The following is a 19374-nucleotide window of genomic DNA, read 5'->3' as shown; positions in this document are numbered from 1 at the left end:
ACAATATTACAGACGTGTATCTGCCACGTAACTGACGTAGATATTTGCATAGGTTATCTATATATGCGTTCGAACCTTCCTCTCGTCAACAAAACTTAGACCCAAAAACCTGGATTATACCGCACTTACGGCGAATATAGGTGCGTTTTGACGTGGGGCGCGTCAGACCGGTACGCCGGTGGTTGCCTGACTCGTGACACGAGTTCGTTTCGTGATTGTTCGATCCGCTCACTATTGTATTGGACAATCGAAGCAATATTATAACGCCGGCTGCTACAGATCGGTATGAGGGCCGTCTACGCGACAGATCTCTCTGCGGCGAGCGAGGCTACGATCGCCAACGAGACGTGCCTGGAGTGTCTCGATCGGATCGGCATCGAGGAGTTTCACCTCGTGACGGTCGTCCCGTCGAACGTCCACTCCGGGATGCCGGGGATGGACTTCGAGGAGCGTCGCCGACAAGCGCTGAACCGCTACCGTGACACTTTCGAAAACGCCGGATTCGGAGTCGAAACCCACGTCGTCCGCGGGACCCCCCATCGCCGCATCAACGGGATCGCCGAGTCGGTCGGCGCGAGCCTTTCGATCGTCGGTTCGCGCGGGTCGAGTCCACTGGAGAACCGATTCATCGGTTCGACGGCCCGGAACCTCGCACGAACGTCGGTGACACCACTGTTGGTCAACCGGATCCAGCGGGCAACCGACGACCCGGACGTGCTCGCCGAACATCTGTTTCAGCGCATTCTCTATGCGACTGATTTCTCCGAGAACGCCCAGGACGCTTTCGAGGCGTTCTCGTATCTCCGGCACGCGACCGAGGAGGCGACGCTGGTCCACGTCGAGACGCCAGCGGATCCGGACATCGACGAGGAACCCCGGGACCAACTCGCTGAACTCACAGCCCAACTCGAGGCCTGGGATATCGAGACCCACCTCGACGTCCGGCAGGGTGATCCCGTCGAGGAGATTCTCGCCGTCGAGGACGAGCACGACCCGGCGACGACGCTCGTCGGGTCCCGGGGGCACAGTCGGCTGCGGCGACTACTGCTGGGCAGCGTCTCCGAGGATATTGTCGCCAAAGCCGACGGTAACGTGCTGCTCGTCCCGCCAAAGCGCGTGGCTTGATTGGCCGACTGGCCACAGCTCCGTCTTCGAGACAGCGCCGAACCGATTAAGTGCGACCGGTGGGAGAATCCGTCATGGAAGAGACGATCCGCGTCCTCTACGTCGGAAGCGAATCGGACGCGGCCGCGTCTGTCGCGACTACCCTGGAATGCGAGGACGACCGTCTCGCCGTCGAGAGCGTCGTCGGCGCGAGCGCGGCCCTCACGTCTCTCGACGATAGTGGGTTCGAGTGTGTCGTTTCGGCGTTCGATCTACCCGACGCGACCGGGATCGAGCTGCTCGAAACCGTCCGGGAGCGCCATCTGGAACTGCCGTTCGTGCTATTCACGGCAATGGAGTCGCCAGTCGTCGCCAGCGATGCCGTCTCGGCGGGCGTGACTGAGCTCCTCTTTCGCGAGGCACGGCCAGCTCCATTCAGCAGGCTTGCAAAGCGTATTGTCGATATCGTCTCGGGGGATCGAGACCGCCGCGATAGCAGGTCCGGCAAGCAGTCCTCGCCAGCCCCCGAAGCGATGTCCCAATCCTCGGCCCAACTGGCGACGCGCCTGCGGGAACTCGAGCGCGTCGAGGCGCGTTTCGAGGCGTTGACCCAGCAGACGACACTCGGTGTGCTGACGATCGACGAGGACAGCGTTATCCAGTACGCGAACGATGCGGTCACTGGTCTGTTCGGCTACGAACCGGCGGAACTGATCGGCGAGCCGTTGTATACGATCATGCCCGAGCGCTTCCACGACGACCACATGGCAGCCGTCGCTCGCTACCTCGAGGCTGGCCAGCGACAACTCGACTGGGACTGGATCGAACTGCCGGGTCGCCACCGTGACGGGACGGAGATTCCGCTGGGGATCTCTTTTGGCGAGACCACGATCGACGGTGAGCACCGATTCACTGGGATCATCCGGGATATCTCTACACGCAAACGACAGCAGCGAAAGCGACAGGACACACTCGATACCCTCCAGCGGCTGTACGCCGTGACGGCCGATCCCGACGACTCGTTCGAGGACAAAATCGAGCGCTTGCTCGAACTGGGCTGTGAGCACTTCGAGTTGCCCTACGGGTTTCTCTCTCGGATCGAAACGGGGCCAGACGGCGATCTTTCGACCGGCACTCAGCGAATCGTTCACGCACACGGCGATCACGAACTCCTCCAGCCGGGGGAGACGTGTCCACTCTCGGAAGCCTATTGCCGCAAGACGATCCAGGCCGACGATCTGCTGGTGATCGCTGATGCGGTCGCGGCCGGCTGGGATGACGACCCTGCCTACGAGGTGTTCGATCTGGGGAGTTACGTCGGCGGAAAAGTCGTCGCCAACGGCGAGCTGTACGGGACGCTCTGCTTTGCTTCGACCGAGCCACGCGACGAGGCTTTTTCGGACGCCGAGCAGACGATCGTCCGGTTGATGAGCAAGTGGGTGAGCTACGAACTCGAACAGGGACTTGTTACGACTGAACTCGAACGCCAGAACGAGCGTCTCGACGAGTTCGCGAGTGTTCTCGCCCACGATCTGCGAAATCCCTTGAACGTCGCCGTCGGGCGTGTCGACGTCCTCCAGTCCGAGACCGACAGTGACCATCTCGAGGACGTTGCGGATGCCCTCGATCGGATGGACGCCCTGATCGACGACGTGTTAACTCTCGCACAGGGTGGCCAGTCGGTCACCGACACGACGGCCGTGGATCTCTCGACCATCGCCGAGGCATCTTGGGAGACCGTCGCGACAGAACACGCGTCGTTGCACGTCGACAGTACCGTGACGATCCAGGCCGATCGAAGCCGTCTCCAACAGCTGTTCGAGAACCTGTTTCGGAACGCAGTCGAGCACACCGGACAGGCTGTCACGGTCACCGTCGGCGCCCTCGAGAACGGGTTTTTCGTTGCCGATGACGGGCCGGGAATTCCGGTCGACGAACGGCAGACGGTCTTCGAGAGTGGCTACACGACTGCCGAGGACGGGACGGGCTTTGGCCTCGCAATCGTCCGGGAGATCGTCCAGGCCCACGACTGGACGATCAGCGTCACCGAGAGCGACGATGGTGGCGCGCGGTTCGAGATCATGACCGGCGGGTGAGGGCGGGGTCACCCAACTGGTCCAATCGTTGCAACGCCATAGCCAAGCCCAAGGGCCAACCCGAGGGACCCGATCCACGCGAGCACCGTCACGAGGAGTTTCCGTCGACTGACGTCGGCCCCACCGACGGCCAGGCCACTGCCGACGATCCCGCTGACGATAATCTCGTTGAACGAGACTGGCACGCCGAGCAAGACTGCAATCTGAGCGATCAGGAACGAGGGGACGAGCGTGGCAATCGAGCGCCGTGGCCCCAGTGAGGCGTACTCCTGGGAGAGGGCTGTGATCATCCGCGGTGCGCCGGTCCAGGAGCCGACCAGCATCCCGAACCCGCCGCCAAGCAGCAATGTGACCGTCGGGACGGTCGATTGCTCCGCAAAGAGCGGCAGCAGGGGACCGACCGCGAGGCCGACCTGACTCGCGCCCGCCGAGAACGCCACGAGCGATCCGAGCGCGAGGAGAAAGCGCCGGAGGCCGCCAGTCAGGTCCCGGCTGATATCCCAGCGGACGAGGGCCGCACTGCCGACGCCCGCCAGCACGGTCACCAGCGGGACGGACAGCCCGTCACTCACCGGTAGCAAGCGCCCGCCGACCCCAGCGACCGTCCCGCCCATTCCTTCGAGAAGGGCAAACTCCAGGGTGACCACCACAGCCCCGACGAGGGCGGCGAGGGTAGGGACGCTCACGTCTTCGGGCACGTCGGGACGTGGAAGCGTGCGTGCGATGGCAAACGCGACTGCACCGCCGCCGATCGGCGTGAGCAACCACACGGCCCCGACCTCTCGGTACTTCCCCCAGGCTGGATCGCCACCCAGGGCCAATCCGACGCCGATCACTGCCCCCGTTACGGTGAACGCCGTCGCGATCGGGTAGCCCGTCTTGATGCCGACCGCCATCAGTCCCGCGCCGATCAAGAGGACGGCGATGACGCCCGTCGGCGGGAGCGAGACGCCCTCGACGAGCCCGCTCCCGACGGCTTCGGAGACGTTCCCGCCCTGGGTTACCGCGCCCAGAAAGCCCAGCACGCCGACGACCAGTGCCGCCCGGAGCGTCGAGATGGCGTTGGCACCGACCGCTGGGGCAAACGGCGTTGCGCCGCTGGAACCGGCCCCGATGACCCACGCCATGAACAGACTCGCCACGCTTGCGATTGCGAACAGGCCGATCGTCGCTAGATCCATACAATGAGAGAACGGGGGACTGCGGTCAGTTCGGCCACGATCGCCAGATGCCCTGCAGGTACGCGCCGAGGAACATTCCGCCGATTGCGAGCAAGATCGGCCAGTTGCCGATCCCCAGGCTCGCATACCCCGATCCGGGACAGACTCCGGAGATGCCCCAGCCGACGCCGAAGATGGCCCCGCCGATCAGCACGTTTCGATCGAAGGATTTCAGCCGGCGCTCGTAGATGTCACCGGTCAGCGGCGCACGCTGACGAAGCTGTGGGATGATCGCGAAGGCCAGCCCCGAGACGACTGCCGCACCGAACATCACGAATAGCAAGCCCAGATCGACCAGTTGGAGGAAGTCCAAGACGACTTCTGGACGGGCCATGTGACTGGCAGCGAGGCCGAACCCGAACAGCAACCCGCCAAGCAGGATCACCGGCATGAACAGCGGCTGACGGCCGCCGTCTGGCGCTGACGAGCCAGCCATTACGGGCTCACCCCCAGTGCCGTGACGATCTGTGCTGTCGCGATGGCGACGGCCAGGAAGCTCACGACGCCGACGAGAGACGTCTTCGAGCGCGACCCGATACCACAGACGCCGTGCCCGGACGTACAGCCCTTCCCGATCCGCGTTCCGATGCCGACGAGGATCCCGCCGGCCAGCAGTCGCCACCACTGGACGTCAGTGGTCCAGACTTCTCCTTGCCAGATCGCGGCGTAGACGGCTGCCCCGAGAACGATGCCCAGCGTGAAGACGATCCGCCAGTCACGGGAGGCGCGATACTGCTGGAAGCGCGATCGATCGGAGACGTAGGTGAGCGTCGATTCGAGGAACGAACTCGCGCCGGGAGCGATAGCCGTCGCGGCGTAGATGACGGCGGTACCGAGCCCGACGAACAGGCCACCGATAGCATAGCGGGCAATGCCTTCCGGAAACAGCGTCTCGAATACCGACAGCACGATCGGGTCTGGGAGCATATCGATCGATCAGTCTCCGGCGAGTGAGTCCTGGCTGGCCGCACAGTTGTTCGGCCCCAGTTCGAGTGTGAACGCTTCCGCGTCGTCGATTGCGTTCTGGCCGAGGTTGGTTGCGATGATCGCCTCGTAGTTGGCCGGCCGGGGCGGCATATCAGCAAGTACCGCCTGGACGAACTCACTCTCGGACATCGAGAGGGCGTCCATTTCCTCGCGCAACTCGCCAAGCGGTGCCGTGTAGGTGCCGTCGGGGGCGGTGTCGGCGGCCTCGCTCGTGTGCCCACCGGCGATCAACACGTCGTCGGCAAGCGGCAAGATCCGCTCTTGAAGGGTCTCGTAGAGCTGCTTGGCGGCGTCTTCGGCCCCTTCATCACCGGCTTCCAGGTCAGGGCGGGCGACGCTCTCGACGAACAGGCCGTCGCCGGTCGCGAGCAGACGCTCGCCCACCAGGTAGGAGGTCATCCCGGTCGTGTGGCCGGGGGTGTGGATCGCTTCGATCTCGACGTCGCCGACGGTGAACACGTCGCCGTCCGATCCGGCGGTCAGTTTCTCGGCGTCTTCGACGCCGCGGTCGATCGCTGCGGCGGGCAGGACAGCCTCGACGCCTGCCTCGGCGAGGGCACGAATCCCAGAGACGTGATCGGCGTGGACGTGGGTGTCCAGTGCGTAGACGAGCTCGGCGTCGTGAGCCTGGGCATCGTCGAGATAACGGTCGGTGAACGCCCGCAACGGATCGATCACCGCCGCCTCGTCGCCGTCGACGACGAGATAGCCCAGACAGCCACTGGAGGGGCGCTGGTACTGGAAGACGGTCCCTGCTCCGTCGTAGCCCTCGAGTTCGACAGCCTCGTAAATCGACGCCCAGCCGTTCATGCCGTCGGCGACGTTGACGGCGTCGTAGCCTTCTTTCGCTAATACACCGGCGATATACTCGCTTGCTTTCCCCTTTGCACAGACCACAGTAATCTGCTCGTCTTCGGGGAGCGATTCGAAGACATCCTCGCCGATGTCCTCGTCCAGAAACTCGTAGTACGGCACATTGGTCGTCTCGACGGACTCGCCATCGATGTGCCACTCGTCGTATTCACCGCTCATTCGGACGTCGAGGATCGTGACGGCATCCCCGTCGTCGATCCGGGTCTTCAACGTCGCAGGCTCGATCGTCTCGGGCAGCACGTCCGGTTCTGGGAAGTCAACGTCGGCCATGTGTATCGATTGTGGGTATCAGCCGCGCCCACAAAAGGGTTTTCAAAGTATTGCAAACTCTCCACAATATTTCCCGAAACTCTCACGTTGCTACAGTCGTCAACTCGTCTCTTTTGCCAGTATATAGGATCAACTAGTGTCCCTGTAATTTGGGGTCTTTACAAGTAAGCACAACAAAAGTCGTCCCGCAAACGATAGCGCAGACTTGTACGAAGTGAAAATACTGGTGGTGAACGAGGCCGGCAGCCCGGGATTCAGCGTCCGAACAGTCCCAGGAGCTTGTACTCAGCTTCGGGATCGTACCGGCGGAAGAGTAGGCTGTTCGTCAGCACCGAGACGCTGGAGATCGCCATCGCCGCGGCCGCGAGCACCGGCTGGAGCAGTCCGATAGAGGCAAGCGGGATCATCGCCGTGTTGTACCCCAGTGCCCAGAAGAGGTTCTGCTTGATCTTCGAGAGCGTCCCCGCGGAAATTCTGATCGCTTTGAGAACGTCCAGCGGGTCCGAACGCATCAGCGTCACGTCGGCGGCCTCGATGGCCACGTCGGTGCCAGAGCCGATGGCCGTCCCGACGAACGACGCCGCCAGTGCCGGGGCGTCGTTGACGCCGTCCCCGACCATCATCGCGCGCCGGCCGTCGGCCTGGATCTCCTCGATCGCGTCGGCCTTCTCGTCTGGCAGGACCGCTGCCTTGACGTTCTCCGGGTCGATCCCCACCTGATCGGCGACGGCGCGTGCGGTGCGTTCGTTGTCGCCGGTGATCATCCAGACGTCGGTGCCACGATCCGTAATCGCACTCACTGCCTCGGCCGCCGAGTCTTTGACTGTATCCGCGTCGGCGACGACCCCGACCAGCCGCCCGTCGACGGCGACCAGCATGGCCGTCTTGCCCGCCGATTCGAGCCGTTCCATGGCTTTGGCGGCCGGTTCGGGATCGATCCCGTTGTCGGCCATCAGCTTTCGGTTGCCGACCAGCACCTCGCCGTGGTCGGTCTCGGCACGCACCCCGTGGCCGGGCACGTTCTCGAACTCGTCGGGCTCGGCTGGTTCGAGCCCGCGCTCGCGAGCGCCAGCGACGATCGCGTGGGCGAGTGGGTGTTCACTCCCCCGCTCGGCGCTGGCAGCGGCTTCCAAGACGAACGATTCGGTCACGCTCTGCTCGGCTTCCAGCGTCCCGCCGTCCGCCGCGGTTCGGTCTGCCTCTGGGAGGGCGATCACGTCGGTGAGTTCCATCTCGCCTTCGGTCAGCGTCCCGGTCTTGTCGAAGACCACCGTATCCACGTCACGGACGCGTTCGAGGACGTCCCCGCCCTTGAACAGGACGCCGTTTTGGGCACCGATGGTCGTGCCGACCATCGTCGCTGCGGGCGTCGCCAGCCCCAGCGCACAGGGACAGGCGATCAGCACGGCCGAGGCGAAGACGACGACGGCGAACTCGCCGATCCCGACTGCCGTCGGCCCGCCAGCGGCCAGGCCCCACAACGGCAGCGCGTCGACGAACCCGGCCAGCGCGTCGGGGAACAGGAACCACAGGAGTCCCCAGAGCACGGCGTTGCCGATGACGGCGGGGACGAAGACGGCGCTGATCCGGTCGGCGACGTTCTGGATCTCGGGCTGGCGGGACTGGGCTTCCTTGACGCGCGTGACGATCTGCTGGATCGCCGTCTCCTCGCCGACCCTGGTGGCCTCGATTTCGAGGACGCCGTTCTCGTTGACCGTCGAACCGATCACTTCCTCGCCCTCGCTTTTCTCGACGGGCACGGACTCGCCGGTGACCATCGACTCGTCGACCGCACTTGTTCCATCCACCACCACGCCGTCGGTCGGAATCTTCTCGCCGGGTCGAACCTTCAACCGGTCGCCGACGGCGACGTCTTCGAGCGGAATCTCTGCTTCCGTTCCGTCCTCGCGGATCACCGTCGCGGTGTCGGCCTCCAGTTGGAGCAACTCCCTGATCGCGTCACTCGCCTGGCCTTTCGAGCGCGCTTCGAGGTAGTTGCCCAGCGTGATGAACACGAGGATCAGCGCCGCGGTGTCGAAGTAGTAGCCGCTGCCGGGGAACCCGAGCAGACGGGCGACGCTGTAGAGGTACGCCGTCGAAGAGCCAAGCGCGATCAAGACGTCCATGTTCGCCGTCCGGTTGTTGACCAGGGCGTTGTAGGAATTCTCGTAGAACTCCTTGCCCAACAGCACCTGGACGGGCGTCGCCAGCGCGAACGCGATCCAGGGCGTCCCGACCGGCCCGACCGATTCGGGAAGCACCCCGAGCCCGAAGACGTGATCGACGAGCATGACCAGCAGCGGGACCGACAGCGCCCCACCCAGCAGCGTCAGCCGGCGGAGTCGCCGTATTTCGGCGGTCCGGGCGAGGTCCTGCCGTTCCTGATCGGAGACGTCCTCGTCGTCATCTTCCTCGATAGGCGTGTACCCGGCAGCCTCGATGGCGTCGTAGAGGTCGGCCAGCGAGGCGTCGGCGGGGTTGTAGCGCACCTGGGCCTCGTCGGTCGCGTAGTTGACGTCGGCCCCGATCACACCGGGCGTGTCTTCGAGTGACGTCTCGTTTGCCTCGGCACAGTTCGCACACGACATGTCCGTGATACCAACTGTCACTGTCTCTGTGGCCGCCCCGTAGCCCGCCTCGTCGATGGTGTCGTAAATCTCGGCCAACGACGTCTCCTCGGCGTCGTAGGTCACTGTTCCCTCCTCGGTGGCGAAGTTCGCATCGACTGACTCGACGCCCCCGAGTTCGCCGACCCGCTCCTCGACGGTGCCGGCGCAATTGGCACAACTCAACCCCGAAAGTTCCAGTCTGGTCGTTCGTCGGGCTGTCATTGTCTCCATTTAGGGTCTCCTCGTTCATTCGGCTTTCCCCTCATATTCTCGCCACTATCTGGGGATGGAATTTCGAATGTAAAGTGGGGACACCGCCAAAGCTGTGAGAATCGGGCTATCCCGGGAGGCCGATATTGATCGCACCGACGACGAGGCCAACGAGTCCCGTCCGCAGGCCGGCGATTACCCAGTTTTGCTCCGAGAGATTGCCCATGTACGCCCCGAAGACGAACAGGAGCCCGACGCCGACGAGGACACCGATCACCGTCGCCCACAGCATCGAGAGGGCGACGCCGACGAAGAAGTACGGCACGATCGGCAACAACATCCCGATCGTCGGGCCGAGTCCGCTCATGGCCGCGTTGACCTTCCGGGCGTCGGCCTTGTGATCGTGCAGGCGTGTCTCTTCGAGGTCGGTGAGCATCTGTGCCTCGACGCGCTTGAGCTCGGCCAGTTTCTCGGCGCGTTCGATCTCCCAGACGCTCCAGACGCCCGAGGCCGCCAGGCCGACCGTCCCGCCGGCGACGATCCGGATGACTTCCATATTGGTGCTGCCGCCCAGGAACGAGCCGACGATGATGCCGATGCTGGTCAAGGTTCCGTCGAACCCGTTGGAGATGAAGTACCGCCGGGAGATCGACCGGACGTCCTCGTCTTCGAGCAGTTCCCGGAGCGTGGCGAGTCTGGAAGACACGGTTAGTCCTGATGGGTTTCGCTTTCCTCGACGAGGCGGCTCCCGCAGGCCACCTCGTCGGTAGAGTGGATCGTGCCACTCAACTGTTCGACCGTCTCCGCGACGGTGGTCTCGTCGATATCCTGGCCCTCGATCGTGATCTTGAGATTCTGGACTTCCTTGTCGGATTCCAGCAGCGAGACGTTTACGCCGTCGACACCCTCCAATCCGGCGAGTTTGCGGGCGAAGGTGACGTTTTCGACGTCGTTTGGCTTCAGCAAGTCCAGCACGAGTCGCTTGATCGAACTCATCGTACCGGGGTTTCGAAGAGGGGCCCGTTAACGGTGCCGCTGTCCGGCCGCGTTACTCCGCCCTGGCGGCCAGTTCCTCGTAGCGATCGACGAACTTGCTCTGACAGGAGGGACAGCAAAAGTGATAGACGTCGCCGTCAAGTGTCGCAGTTTCTCCCTCGCTGGTGACCGTATTCCCACATTCGGCACAGGCCGGCGCGAGTTCGCCCGCACCAAGCTGGGGCGTCCACTGGCTGTCGGCGAGCATCCGGACGTCGATGGCGTCGATCGCCGTCAGATCGAGTTGCTCGCCCAGGAACCCCCGGACGTTGCGACGGTCGACGTGGGCGACGACCAACACTGTCCCGTCGGCCGTCCGGAAGACGTGTTCGACGGCCGCGGCCCCAGCTAGGTTCCCCGAGATGCCGGTCGCCTCGGGTTGGGGCGTCAATTCGATCAGTACCGGGGTGCCCTCTCGAAGCATCGATCGATCGACGTCGAGGGTAAACCGCTCGATGAGTCCCATCTCTCGGAGGCGATCGACCCGATCGGAGACGGCTGGGGCCGAGAGGTCGACTTGCTCGGCAATGTCGCTGTAGGGTCGCCGGGCGTCTTCGAGCAACAGGTGAAGGATCTCTCGATCAGTGTCGTCGAGTCCACGCATGGCCGTCACTGTGTGGCCCGCATCTATACGTGTTTGGCTCTCCTGACAGTCGGTTTCGGCACCGGTCTGGCCGGACCGAACGGTTAACTCCGCGTGGCCCGACAAAAATGGTATGTCTTTACGTCCCACTCGACGGACACTCCTCGCGTCGGGCGTGGCCGCGATCGTGGGCGGACTGGCCGGCTGTGTGGGGGAGCCGACCGACGATGGGACGCCCAACTCGCCGTCCGCAGCGACACAACCAGACGCCACGTCCCACACACCGTCCACAGAGACGGCCACTGGAGAACTGCCCTCGGCCGTGGGTGTCGAGCGCTTGGCCGACGGATTCACCGCCCCGATCGGCGTCGAGTTTTTGCCCGACGGGACGGCACTTGTCGCCGATCAAGCCGGGACAGTCCAGGCCATCGCGGACGCCCAAACCCGCCAACGACCAGTCCTCGATATCCGCGATCGGATGGTCTCGCTGTCGGGCTACGAAGAACGGGGGCTGCTCGGGATCGCCGTCCACCCGGACTATCCGGCCGATCCGCGGCTGTTCGTGCGATACAGTGCCCCACCACGCGAGGCAACGCCGGACAGCCACTCACACACGTTCGTGCTCGCGTCGTTCAGACTAGACGCAGAGACACTCGTCGCCGATCCCGACAGCGAGCGGGCGATCTTAGAGATTCCCGAACCCCAGGGCAACCACAACGCCGGAGCGATCGCCTTTGGCCCCGACGGGTATCTCTACGTCGGCGTCGGTGACGGCGGTGGCGGTAACGACGTCGGCACCGGCCACGTCGCCGACTGGTACGACGCCAATGCGGGCGGGAACGGACAGGACGTGACGGCGAACCTGCTGGGCAGCATCCTCCGGATCGACGTGACCGACACGGGAGAGGACCCGTACAGCGTTCCCGAGGCCAATCCACTTCTCGGCCGTGAGGGCCTAGACGAGCACTTCGCCTGGGGCTTGCGGAACCCGTGGGGGATGTCCTTTCACGACGGCGAACTATACGCCGCCGACGTCGGGCAGAATCGATTCGAGGAGATCAACCACGTCCGGGCTGGCGGCAACTACGGGTGGAACGTCCGGGAAGGCCGCCACTGCTTCGGCACCGACTCTCCGGGCTCGTCACCCGACTCCTGTCCCGCGGACACCCCCGACGGCGAGCCACTGATCGATCCGGTCGTCGAATACCCCCACAGCGGCCAGCCGGTCAGTGGCGTCGCGGTCGTCGGCGGATACGTCTACGCTGGCGAGGCGATGCCCGGCCTGTCCGGACGATACGTCTTCGCCGATTGGCAGGCTGACGGTCAGTTGTTCGTCGCGACACCGACCGAGGACGGTCCCTGGCAGACCGCTGCGGTTCCGATCGAATCAGAGGCCGTCGGGTCCCAGGTGCTTGGCTTTGGACGCGACGCTACCGGAGCGGTGTACGTCTGTACGAGCGAGCGGGGCCAGGTGACGGGTTCGACCGGTGCCGTCTACCGGCTCACCCCTGCCTGAGCTGGATCGATCTAGTCGTCGGCTGCCGCGACCGCACCGTGTTCGATGTCGGTCCCGAGCAGATCGAGAAACGCCGCGAGCCACTCGGGGTGGTCCGGCCAGGCCTGGCCCGTCACCAGGTTTCGGTCGCGGGCGACGCCCTCGACCCACGAGCAGCCAGCGGCCTCGACTTCCGCTTGGACGGCGGGATAGGCTGTCATCTCGTAGCCGTCGAGAACGTCCGCGGCCGCGAGGATCTGCGGACCGTGACAGATCGCCGCGACGGGCTTGTCGGCCTCGAAGAAATGCTGGACTGCCTCGATCACCTCGTCGTAGCCACGGAGGTACTCGGGTGCTCGCCCGCCCGGAACGACCAGGCCGTCGTACTCGGTCGGATCGATCTCGCTCATCGTCGCCGTCAGTTCGAAGTTGTGGCCACGCGTTTCGAGATACGTCTGGTCGCCACGGAAGTCGTGGATCGCCGTCTTGATCGTCTCTCCGGCCTCCCTTTCCGGACAGACAGCATCGACCTCGTGGCCGGCCATCTGTAAGGCCTGGAACGGTACCATGATCTCGTAGTCTTCGCCGAAGTCTCCGACAATCATCAACAGTCGTTTCCCATCCATGTGAATCACTGCGCGTGTTGCGCAGCTATCATACTGGTCGATAGTGATATAAGCTTTTGCCGGCGGTCGCGCTCGACGGTCGCTTGGGCGCGGTCCCTACAGATCCGCCAGAACCGTCTCGATGTCGCCCAGCGAGTCGATCACGTAATCCGGCGAGATATCGCCGTCGGGGTCCGGCCCGTCGTCGATCCCAGTCCGGACGAGGACGGTCGTCATTCCGGCTCGCTCACCGAGTGCGATATCAGTTCCGAGGCGATCACCGATCACGAGAGACGATTCGGTCGGTCCCGCCAATCGCTGCCCCACGGCGTCGACCATCAGTGCCGATGGCTTGCCGAAGATTCGGTCCGGATCGCGCCCGACCGTCCCAGCGATCGCGCGGACGATCGACCCCGATCCTGGCAGGGGCTTGCCGTCAGCGCCGGGGAACGTGCGGTCCGGATCAGTCCCGTAGAACGGGACCGGCCGTTCGAGGATGCGAAGAGCATCCACCATGTCGTCGTAGTCGAAGGCTGTCGTGTAGGAGGCCACGAGGACGTCGGCCTCGGCCGGGTCCTCACTGCAGGTGATGCCGGCCGCGCGCAACTGCTCGCCGAGTCCGTCGTCACCGATCAGAAAGACGGTGTCGTCGGGGTGTTCGTCGACGAGAAACTCGGCCGTGACGACCCCGGAAGAGAGAACTTGCTCCGGGCTGGTCTCGACGCCGATGGTTGCGAGTCGATCGACGTAGGATTCGGGGCTGTGGACGGGACTGTTCGAGACGAAGAGGACATCTCTGCCCGCCGCGCGCAGGCGATCGATCCCGTCGCTTGCGCCGTCGATCGCCTCGCCATCCCGGTAGACTGTGCCGTCGAGGTCGACTACTGCACCGGCGAGTGTCATCGTGACGACTAGGGTAGTGGCAGGCAAAACCGCGACGGTTCGGCGAGATCACGCGCTGTCTGTCTCGCGGACATCGACGCCCGTGATCTCGAACCGTGCGCCGCCGCTGTCCGCTGCCGTGACGCCGATCGACCAGTCGTGACTGGCGGCGATCTGTTCGACGATCGACAGCCCCATCCCCGTCCCTTTCTGACTGGTCGAGAACCCGAGGTCGAACACGTGCTCACGATCGTCCGCCGGGATGCCCTCGCCGTCGTCGGCTACGTAGAACCCGTCCTCGAGCGCTCCCACTTCGACGGCGACAGTCGAACCACCATGGTTGCTTGCGTTCTCGAACAGGTGTTCGAGTAACTCCTGGAGACGGCCGGGATCGGCCGCAAGCGTTAGTCCGGTCTCGACTGAGACGGTCGCCCCGTCGCTGGCGACGTTCTCCCAGGCGCGATCGGTAACCGTCGAGAGGGATACCGGCTCCGGGTCGTGATCGGCCCGGCCCTGTCGTGCAAGCGCCAGCACGTCGTCGATGATGTGCTCCATTTTCGTCAGCGATCGGTCCACCCGATCGGCGATCGCCGGGTCGACGTCACAGTCGCGTTCGATCAGTTCGAGGGAACTCAACGCGACGGTCAGGGGATTGCGAAGATCGTGGCTGACGACGCTGGCAAACGTTTCGAGTCGCTCGCTCTGGTGGCGGACCTCGCGCTCGTGTTCGACTCGCTCGGTGACATCTCGGGAGATCATCTGGAACGATCGGCGATCCTCACGCACGTCGACCGGGACGAACAGGTTGTGATAGCGACGCTCTCCGTAGACGTCTTCGCACCCCTCTGTCGCGTCGTTTTCGAGGGCTTGGCGACCCGTTTCGAGCCTGGATCGGCCCACCTCGCCCAGTACCGACTGGAGGCGCTGTCCCGCAAGGCTAGCTGGGTCGGCATCGACGATGGCCGCCAGGGCGGGATTGACCGTCAGTAACTCCCCGTCGGCAGCGACCTGAGCGATGGCGTCAGGCGAGTTCTCGACGAGTAACTCGTGTTTCCGCTGGGCGCGCTGTTGGGAGACTACCTTGCTGATTCGATTTGCCAGTCGACCGTACTGCTGGTCCTCGACGACTTCGAGCTTGAGCAGGTAGTCCGCGACCCCTCTCGCGATGGCCTCGCTGGCGATCGTCTCGTCACCGCGGCCGGTCAGGAGAATAAACGGGATATCCCCGAACTGCTCGCGGACGGATTCTAGAAAATCCAGGCCGTCGCGATCAGGCATCTCGTAGTCACTGACGATGCAGTCGATCGGCTCGTCATCGAGCAATGCTAACGCGTCCTCGACGGATGTCTCCGCGACCGTATCGATATCGTGATCGGTCCGCAACGTTTCGGCGGTCATCTCCGCGAAGAACTCGCTATCGTCGACGACGAGTGTTCGAATCGGTATCGTGTTAGCCATCGTTGTCAGCTCCTGTTCGGTCTCGCCCCGGATTCCGGGTACCCACCGAGTCGTATGCGTATTTCGATGCCCAGCAGAAAATGGTTCTGTTTACTGTGTGATCGATTCGGGTCGGCCTAGCCTCGTGTCCGATCTCGCCAGCGTGGCCCGGCCCGATCCGCAACTGCGATCCCCACGACGCCTGCCAGCAGGGCGATCCCGACCGCCAGGGGCGGTGCAATCGTCGGGTACCGTCCCGCGACGAGCGCCAGGACAACGAGTGGGACTGCAACCATCGCTATCCCCACGCCAAAGAGAGAAAACCGGGCCACGTCGAACAGCAGGGCCGTCGGTGACAGCCCGGCGAGCAGTACCGAGACGCCAAAGACGTACACTGCAACCGCCGGGAAGACGAACACGCCCACCAGCAAGTCCTGGGGCCGAAACCACAGGCTGGCCGCCCCGAGCACGACCAGCCCACTCGGGACTGCCAGGGCGAGAAACGCGAGCAATTTGCCACCCAACAGTCGCCTCGCTGGGAGTGGGTAGCGACGGTATTCTCCGGGTGTGTCGAACTGCATCACCCAGGCATAGGTCGTGAACGTTCCCAGCCCCAGTAGCGTCCCGAAGGCGATACCGGGAGCAATTTCAAGCCCTGCGGCGTCGGCAACGACGACCAGCAACCAGCCCGTCACCGCCCCGAAGACCGACAGTGAGAACAGGACTTTCCAGACAGACCCACCCGAGCGGGCGACCTCCCTGAGCGTTCGGCCGGCGACACCATAGCCCACCGGCAAGGCCGGGACCCAGCTTGCGGGTCGCTGTCCGGACTCGACCGGTTCGAACAACACAACTGCGACGAGACCACTCACGACCAGTGGCGTCGCCCCGCGAAGGCCAGTCGCGAGCGTGGGGTCTCCGTAAAAGGCAGCCGGCGTAAACGCAAGGAACTCGATGTCAGTGCCGAAGATCGCCACAGCGAACAGGCCGATCACGGCCACCAGCGCGAGCCGACTCCGTGTGCCGATGGCGACCGCTGCGAGACTCACCGTGACCCCAAGCGCGAACGCTCCGGCCAGCGTCACCCACAACAAGAGGACCTCTCCCAGGGACGTCCCCGCGACGATCGCTCGAACGGCGTCAGCGATCGCCAGTGGCCCGACGACGAGTCCCGAGTAGTACAGCAGGTCTTTGAGGACGAACGTCGCCAGGAGTCGGCGCCAGGATATCGGGAGCGTCCGGTAACTGCTGACGAGCAACGTCAGTTCGCCAAACACGGCTTCCATCGCGTCCCGTCCGATCAGGCCGATCGTTCCAACTTGCAGCCCCAGAAACGCCACGAGGACGTGCAGGCCACCGACGACGGTCCCACGACCCACGCCGAGATCGGAGAGGAGTGAGAGCCCGACGGCAGCGAGAGCGAACACCGCAAGCGGGAACGCGCCAAACCGGCGACCACCAAACAGTTGTGTATGCAGTCGCCACTCCTCGCGAATCATTTCACCGAGGAGACTCACGTGTCTGTGGCCCCCGCTTGGCTGCTATCGTCGGCTCCGGTGGCCGATCCACGCGACCCACGTGCCGTCGATCCCGCACTCTTCTCGACAGTTTCGACGAAGTACTCACGAAGGTCGTCGGTGTCGAGGGCCGTCGTGTCCCTCGTCGATTGGAGGTGTCCGCCGTCGAGGATCCCGACGCGATCACAGAGGTCGGCGGCGACATCGACGAAGTGCGTCGACAGAAAGACCGTGTTCCCGGCCTCACGATAGGCGCGCAATTCTTCTTTGACCCGTTCTTGGAGGATCGGGTCGAGATTGACCAGCGGCTCGTCGATGAACACGAGGTCGGGGTCGTGGACGAACGCCTGGGCGAGCATCACGCGCTGGCGCTGGCCTTCCGAGAGGGCCGCCGCGGTGGTGTCGAGGGCCGCCGTGAACTCCAGGCGCTGTGCCCACTCTCCGATCCGATCGTCGATGTCGTCTCGGTCCCGAACATCACCGACAAACCGGAGGTACTCCCGCGGCGTCAGGAAACTCGGTGGATCCTCCCGCTCGGGAAGAATGCCCACCGCTTCCCGGACGTCGAGCGGACTCGCGACGGGATCGATTCCCAGGACGCGTGCGCTGCCTGCGTCCGGTTGGTGCTGGCCTGTCAACAGGCCGATCGTCGTGGTCTTGCCCGATCCGTTCGGGCCGAGCAGCCCGAACAACGACCCCTGCTCGACGGACAGCGAGAGCGAAGACAGCGCCCGCAGGTCACCGTAGCGTTTGGTGAGGCCGTCGGTTTCGATCGCCGGCACGATCAGCTCACCACCCAGGTCCATCCCAACTGTTTCGGGGCCGCCACGCTTCGCAACCGACTCAGCACCGAGTCTTGCATACTTCCGGTGGGTCGGGCGATTCCCTTAGCTGTTTGGCCGGCTGGTGACGTCTCGATCCGGGACGACTCGCCGACTCTCAGGTGTCCTCAAGCAGACGCTGGCTCGGACTGCTCGCTGGTTTCGGATCGACGCGTGGTCAGTGCTGTTTGCAGTCGATCGCCGACAGCCTCTCGAAGTTCTGTCGCGACGGCATCGTCGATGTCTGCGGCGACGGCATCGTCACCGCGCAGACTACTCGACCCTGCCGTGTCGATAACCACCGACGCCAGTCGACGACGCCGCTGGAAGATCGACCGGGAACTGACGACCGTCTGGACGCGATAGGCGGGAACGATCGTGATCCGCTGGCTCCAGAAACCATTGCGCGTGATGACGTACTCCTCGCCGAGGTAGTACCCACGATGGCGCCACTTGAGATGGGCGGCGATGGGGACTCCGACGGCGAGCAGGGCGGTCAGGTACCACGGACCGGCTACGTCGGGATGGAGCGTTATCGCGTAGGCCCCCGCGACCAGCACACCGACGACGAGCAGGTACCGGGCCGCATATCGCTGTCGCGCCCGTTTGGGCGGCCGTTCGAACGTGAACTCCTCGATCGGCTCGATCGAGCGAGCCAGTTCTAGCACCCGGTCGCGTTCGGCAATCGGGATCGCCGCCTGTGACCGTGCACCGCTGCCCTGTTCGGGCGAATACCCAGCCGTCTCGATCGTCAGGCTGGCGTACCCCAGCCACCGTGCGAGGACGTTCTCACGGATCGACAACGTTTGGACCTTCTCGACGGGGATCGACCCACTGAATCGCTGGAGGAGACCCCGCTCGTAGCGGTATTCCTCTCCGCGCCGATATAACTGGAAGTCGTAATAGCGCAACACCGAGATGATGCCGCTCAATACTGCCGTGGCGACGATCGCCCCGACCCCGACGATCGGGCCGACGAGGAACAACTGCTCGGTGTCGGGAACGATCTCGGCGATCATCGTCGGCCCGAAAATCGAGAGTGCCCCGAGCAACAGCGGGACGAGCCGCAGGTCCATCGAGACGATGCCCAGGATCCCCAGTTCTCGGGGCGTGATCGCGAACAGTGTTCGCCCGGAAGCGGCCGCTGGCTGCTGTTGGCCGTCGACATCCTCGCTGTCGTCGCTGCCTCGACGGCGTGGGACTTCCTCCTGGAGTCGGCTCGCTTCTTCCCGGTTGACGTACTGCAACTGGGCCTCCGTCTGGCCGCCACCGGCTGTTTCCAGGCGGACTTCGGCGATCCCGAGCAGGCGCTGGATCACGTTTTGACGGAGGTCGACGTTCTGGATGCGGTGATAGGGGATCTCCCGGTCGCGTTTCGAGAGCACGCCCGAGTGAATGTCGAAGGTATCGCCCGTGAGTTCGTAGCGAAAGCGTCGGTGGTAGGCAACCTCCCAGCCCGCGACCAGCGCGACGCCGATGGCAGCGAGGCCGACAAAGATCACCGCACCTTGCAGGAAGCTCCCACCGGACCCACCGGACCCCGCCACGCCGGCGAGGACGATCGCGCCGCCAATTCGAACACTGTTCTCGGCGATTCGGTAGGGGATCGAGAGGGGATCGAGTCGCATAG

At 64.2% G+C, this 19374-nt stretch carries 17 protein-coding genes; 3 read left to right on the top strand and 14 right to left on the bottom strand.

What is annotated here, in order from left to right; all coding sequences use genetic code 11:
* The first annotated feature begins 285 nt into the window (after positions 1-285).
* Together Hrd1104_RS06845 and Hrd1104_RS06840 are read left to right on the top strand one after the other, a co-directional pair.
* Positions 286-1125 carry a universal stress protein gene (locus Hrd1104_RS06845; protein ID WP_154552046.1) on the top strand — a complete coding sequence of 280 codons (840 nt, stop codon included), beginning with the start codon at positions 286-288 and terminating at the stop codon, positions 1123-1125.
* A 74-nt stretch (positions 1126-1199) separates the two neighbouring features.
* The gene (locus Hrd1104_RS06840; RefSeq protein WP_154552045.1) at positions 1200-3200 is read left to right on the top strand and encodes a PAS domain S-box protein; all 2001 of its coding nucleotides are present in this window, start codon (positions 1200-1202) and stop codon (positions 3198-3200) included.
* 8 nt (positions 3201-3208) lie between these two features.
* Here Hrd1104_RS06840 and Hrd1104_RS06835 read toward each other — a convergent pair whose 3' ends face one another.
* The 8 genes from Hrd1104_RS06835 to Hrd1104_RS06800 all read right to left on the bottom strand — a co-directional run bounded on the left by Hrd1104_RS06835 (position 3209) and on the right by Hrd1104_RS06800 (position 11008).
* Positions 3209-4381, bottom strand: coding sequence for an inorganic phosphate transporter (locus Hrd1104_RS06835; RefSeq protein WP_154552044.1), 1173 nt, complete (start codon positions 4379-4381; stop codon positions 3209-3211).
* A 25-nt stretch (positions 4382-4406) separates the two neighbouring features.
* Positions 4407-4856, bottom strand: coding sequence for a YeeE/YedE family protein (locus Hrd1104_RS06830; RefSeq protein WP_154552043.1), 450 nt, complete (start codon positions 4854-4856; stop codon positions 4407-4409).
* Complete coding sequence (locus Hrd1104_RS06825; protein ID WP_154552042.1) at positions 4856-5347, bottom strand: YeeE/YedE family protein; 492 nt, start codon at positions 5345-5347, stop codon at positions 4856-4858. Before Hrd1104_RS06825 ends, Hrd1104_RS06830 begins: the two co-directional genes overlap by 1 nt.
* 9 nt (positions 5348-5356) lie before the next feature.
* A complete protein-coding gene (locus tag Hrd1104_RS06820; protein ID WP_154552041.1) occupies positions 5357-6550 on the bottom strand; it encodes an MBL fold metallo-hydrolase in 1194 nt (397 codons plus the stop codon).
* A gap of 254 nt (positions 6551-6804) precedes the next feature.
* Complete coding sequence (locus Hrd1104_RS06815; protein ID WP_370454768.1) at positions 6805-9390, bottom strand: heavy metal translocating P-type ATPase; 2586 nt, start codon at positions 9388-9390, stop codon at positions 6805-6807.
* Between the two features lie 106 nt (positions 9391-9496).
* Positions 9497-10075, bottom strand: coding sequence for a VIT1/CCC1 transporter family protein (locus Hrd1104_RS06810; RefSeq protein ID WP_154552040.1), 579 nt, complete (start codon positions 10073-10075; stop codon positions 9497-9499).
* A 2-nt stretch (positions 10076-10077) separates the two neighbouring features.
* Positions 10078-10365, bottom strand: a complete 288-nt coding sequence (locus Hrd1104_RS06805; RefSeq protein WP_154552039.1) for a DUF211 domain-containing protein — start codon at positions 10363-10365, stop codon at positions 10078-10080.
* Positions 10366-10417: 52 nt separating this feature from the next.
* Positions 10418-11008, bottom strand: a complete 591-nt coding sequence (locus tag Hrd1104_RS06800; RefSeq protein ID WP_154552038.1) for an AsnC family transcriptional regulator — start codon at positions 11006-11008, stop codon at positions 10418-10420.
* Positions 11009-11120: 112 nt separating this feature from the next.
* On the opposite strand from Hrd1104_RS06800, the gene Hrd1104_RS06795 reads away from it, so the two are divergent.
* Complete coding sequence (locus tag Hrd1104_RS06795) at positions 11121-12503, top strand: sorbosone dehydrogenase family protein (RefSeq protein ID WP_154552037.1); 1383 nt, start codon at positions 11121-11123, stop codon at positions 12501-12503.
* Positions 12504-12514: 11 nt separating this feature from the next.
* Here Hrd1104_RS06795 and Hrd1104_RS06790 read toward each other — a convergent pair whose 3' ends face one another.
* The 6 genes from Hrd1104_RS06790 to Hrd1104_RS06765 form a co-directional block, all read right to left on the bottom strand.
* Positions 12515-13108, bottom strand: a complete 594-nt coding sequence (locus Hrd1104_RS06790) for a DJ-1/PfpI family protein (RefSeq protein ID WP_154552036.1) — start codon at positions 13106-13108, stop codon at positions 12515-12517.
* A 96-nt stretch (positions 13109-13204) separates the two neighbouring features.
* On the bottom strand, positions 13205-13990 hold the full coding sequence (locus Hrd1104_RS06785; protein ID WP_154552035.1) for an HAD-IIA family hydrolase: 786 nt from the start codon (positions 13988-13990) through the stop codon (positions 13205-13207).
* 48 nt (positions 13991-14038) lie between these two features.
* A complete protein-coding gene (locus Hrd1104_RS06780) occupies positions 14039-15427 on the bottom strand; it encodes a response regulator (RefSeq protein WP_154552034.1) in 1389 nt (462 codons plus the stop codon).
* 116 nt (positions 15428-15543) lie between these two features.
* Positions 15544-16923 carry a hypothetical protein gene (locus tag Hrd1104_RS06775; RefSeq protein ID WP_229770438.1) on the bottom strand — a complete coding sequence of 460 codons (1380 nt, stop codon included), beginning with the start codon at positions 16921-16923 and terminating at the stop codon, positions 15544-15546.
* The gene (locus tag Hrd1104_RS06770) at positions 16920-17705 is read right to left on the bottom strand and encodes an ABC transporter ATP-binding protein (protein WP_154553214.1); all 786 of its coding nucleotides are present in this window, start codon (positions 17703-17705) and stop codon (positions 16920-16922) included. The genes Hrd1104_RS06775 and Hrd1104_RS06770 overlap by 4 nt, the downstream gene beginning before the upstream one ends.
* A gap of 167 nt (positions 17706-17872) precedes the next feature.
* Positions 17873-19372 carry a PH domain-containing protein gene (locus tag Hrd1104_RS06765; RefSeq protein WP_154552033.1) on the bottom strand — a complete coding sequence of 500 codons (1500 nt, stop codon included), beginning with the start codon at positions 19370-19372 and terminating at the stop codon, positions 17873-17875.
* Between the last annotated feature and the right edge of the window lie 2 nt (positions 19373-19374).

It is taken from the genome of Halorhabdus sp. CBA1104, assembly GCF_009690625.1.
In the GTDB taxonomy this organism is placed as follows: Archaea; Halobacteriota; Halobacteria; order Halobacteriales; family Haloarculaceae; genus Halorhabdus.
This window is presented reverse-complemented; position numbering and strand designations above follow the sequence as displayed.

Bases quoted from the DNA above. Each gene is read 5' to 3' on its own strand.
- Hrd1104_RS06825 (WP_154552042.1), bottom strand. From the start codon at position 5,347: ATGCTCCCAGACCCGATCGTGCTGTCGGTATTCGAGACGCTGTTTCCG.
- Hrd1104_RS06815 (WP_370454768.1), bottom strand. From the start codon at position 9,390: ATGGAGACAATGACAGCCCGACGAACGACCAGACTGGAACTTTCGGGG.
- Hrd1104_RS06805 (WP_154552039.1), bottom strand. From the start codon at position 10,365: ATGAGTTCGATCAAGCGACTCGTGCTGGACTTGCTGAAGCCAAACGAC.
- Hrd1104_RS06835 (WP_154552044.1), bottom strand. From the start codon at position 4,381: ATGGATCTAGCGACGATCGGCCTGTTCGCAATCGCAAGCGTGGCGAGT.
- Hrd1104_RS06840 (WP_154552045.1), top strand. From the start codon at position 1,200: ATGGAAGAGACGATCCGCGTCCTCTACGTCGGAAGCGAATCGGACGCG.
- Hrd1104_RS06795 (WP_154552037.1), top strand. From the start codon at position 11,121: ATGTCTTTACGTCCCACTCGACGGACACTCCTCGCGTCGGGCGTGGCC.
- Hrd1104_RS06845 (WP_154552046.1), top strand. From the start codon at position 286: ATGAGGGCCGTCTACGCGACAGATCTCTCTGCGGCGAGCGAGGCTACG.
- Hrd1104_RS06790 (WP_154552036.1), bottom strand. From the start codon at position 13,108: ATGGATGGGAAACGACTGTTGATGATTGTCGGAGACTTCGGCGAAGAC.
- Hrd1104_RS06780 (WP_154552034.1), bottom strand. From the start codon at position 15,427: ATGGCTAACACGATACCGATTCGAACACTCGTCGTCGACGATAGCGAG.
- Hrd1104_RS06830 (WP_154552043.1), bottom strand. From the start codon at position 4,856: ATGGCTGGCTCGTCAGCGCCAGACGGCGGCCGTCAGCCGCTGTTCATG.
- Hrd1104_RS06765 (WP_154552033.1), bottom strand. From the start codon at position 19,372: ATGCGACTCGATCCCCTCTCGATCCCCTACCGAATCGCCGAGAACAGT.
- Hrd1104_RS06785 (WP_154552035.1), bottom strand. From the start codon at position 13,990: ATGACACTCGCCGGTGCAGTAGTCGACCTCGACGGCACAGTCTACCGG.
- Hrd1104_RS06800 (WP_154552038.1), bottom strand. From the start codon at position 11,008: ATGCGTGGACTCGACGACACTGATCGAGAGATCCTTCACCTGTTGCTC.
- Hrd1104_RS06820 (WP_154552041.1), bottom strand. From the start codon at position 6,550: ATGGCCGACGTTGACTTCCCAGAACCGGACGTGCTGCCCGAGACGATC.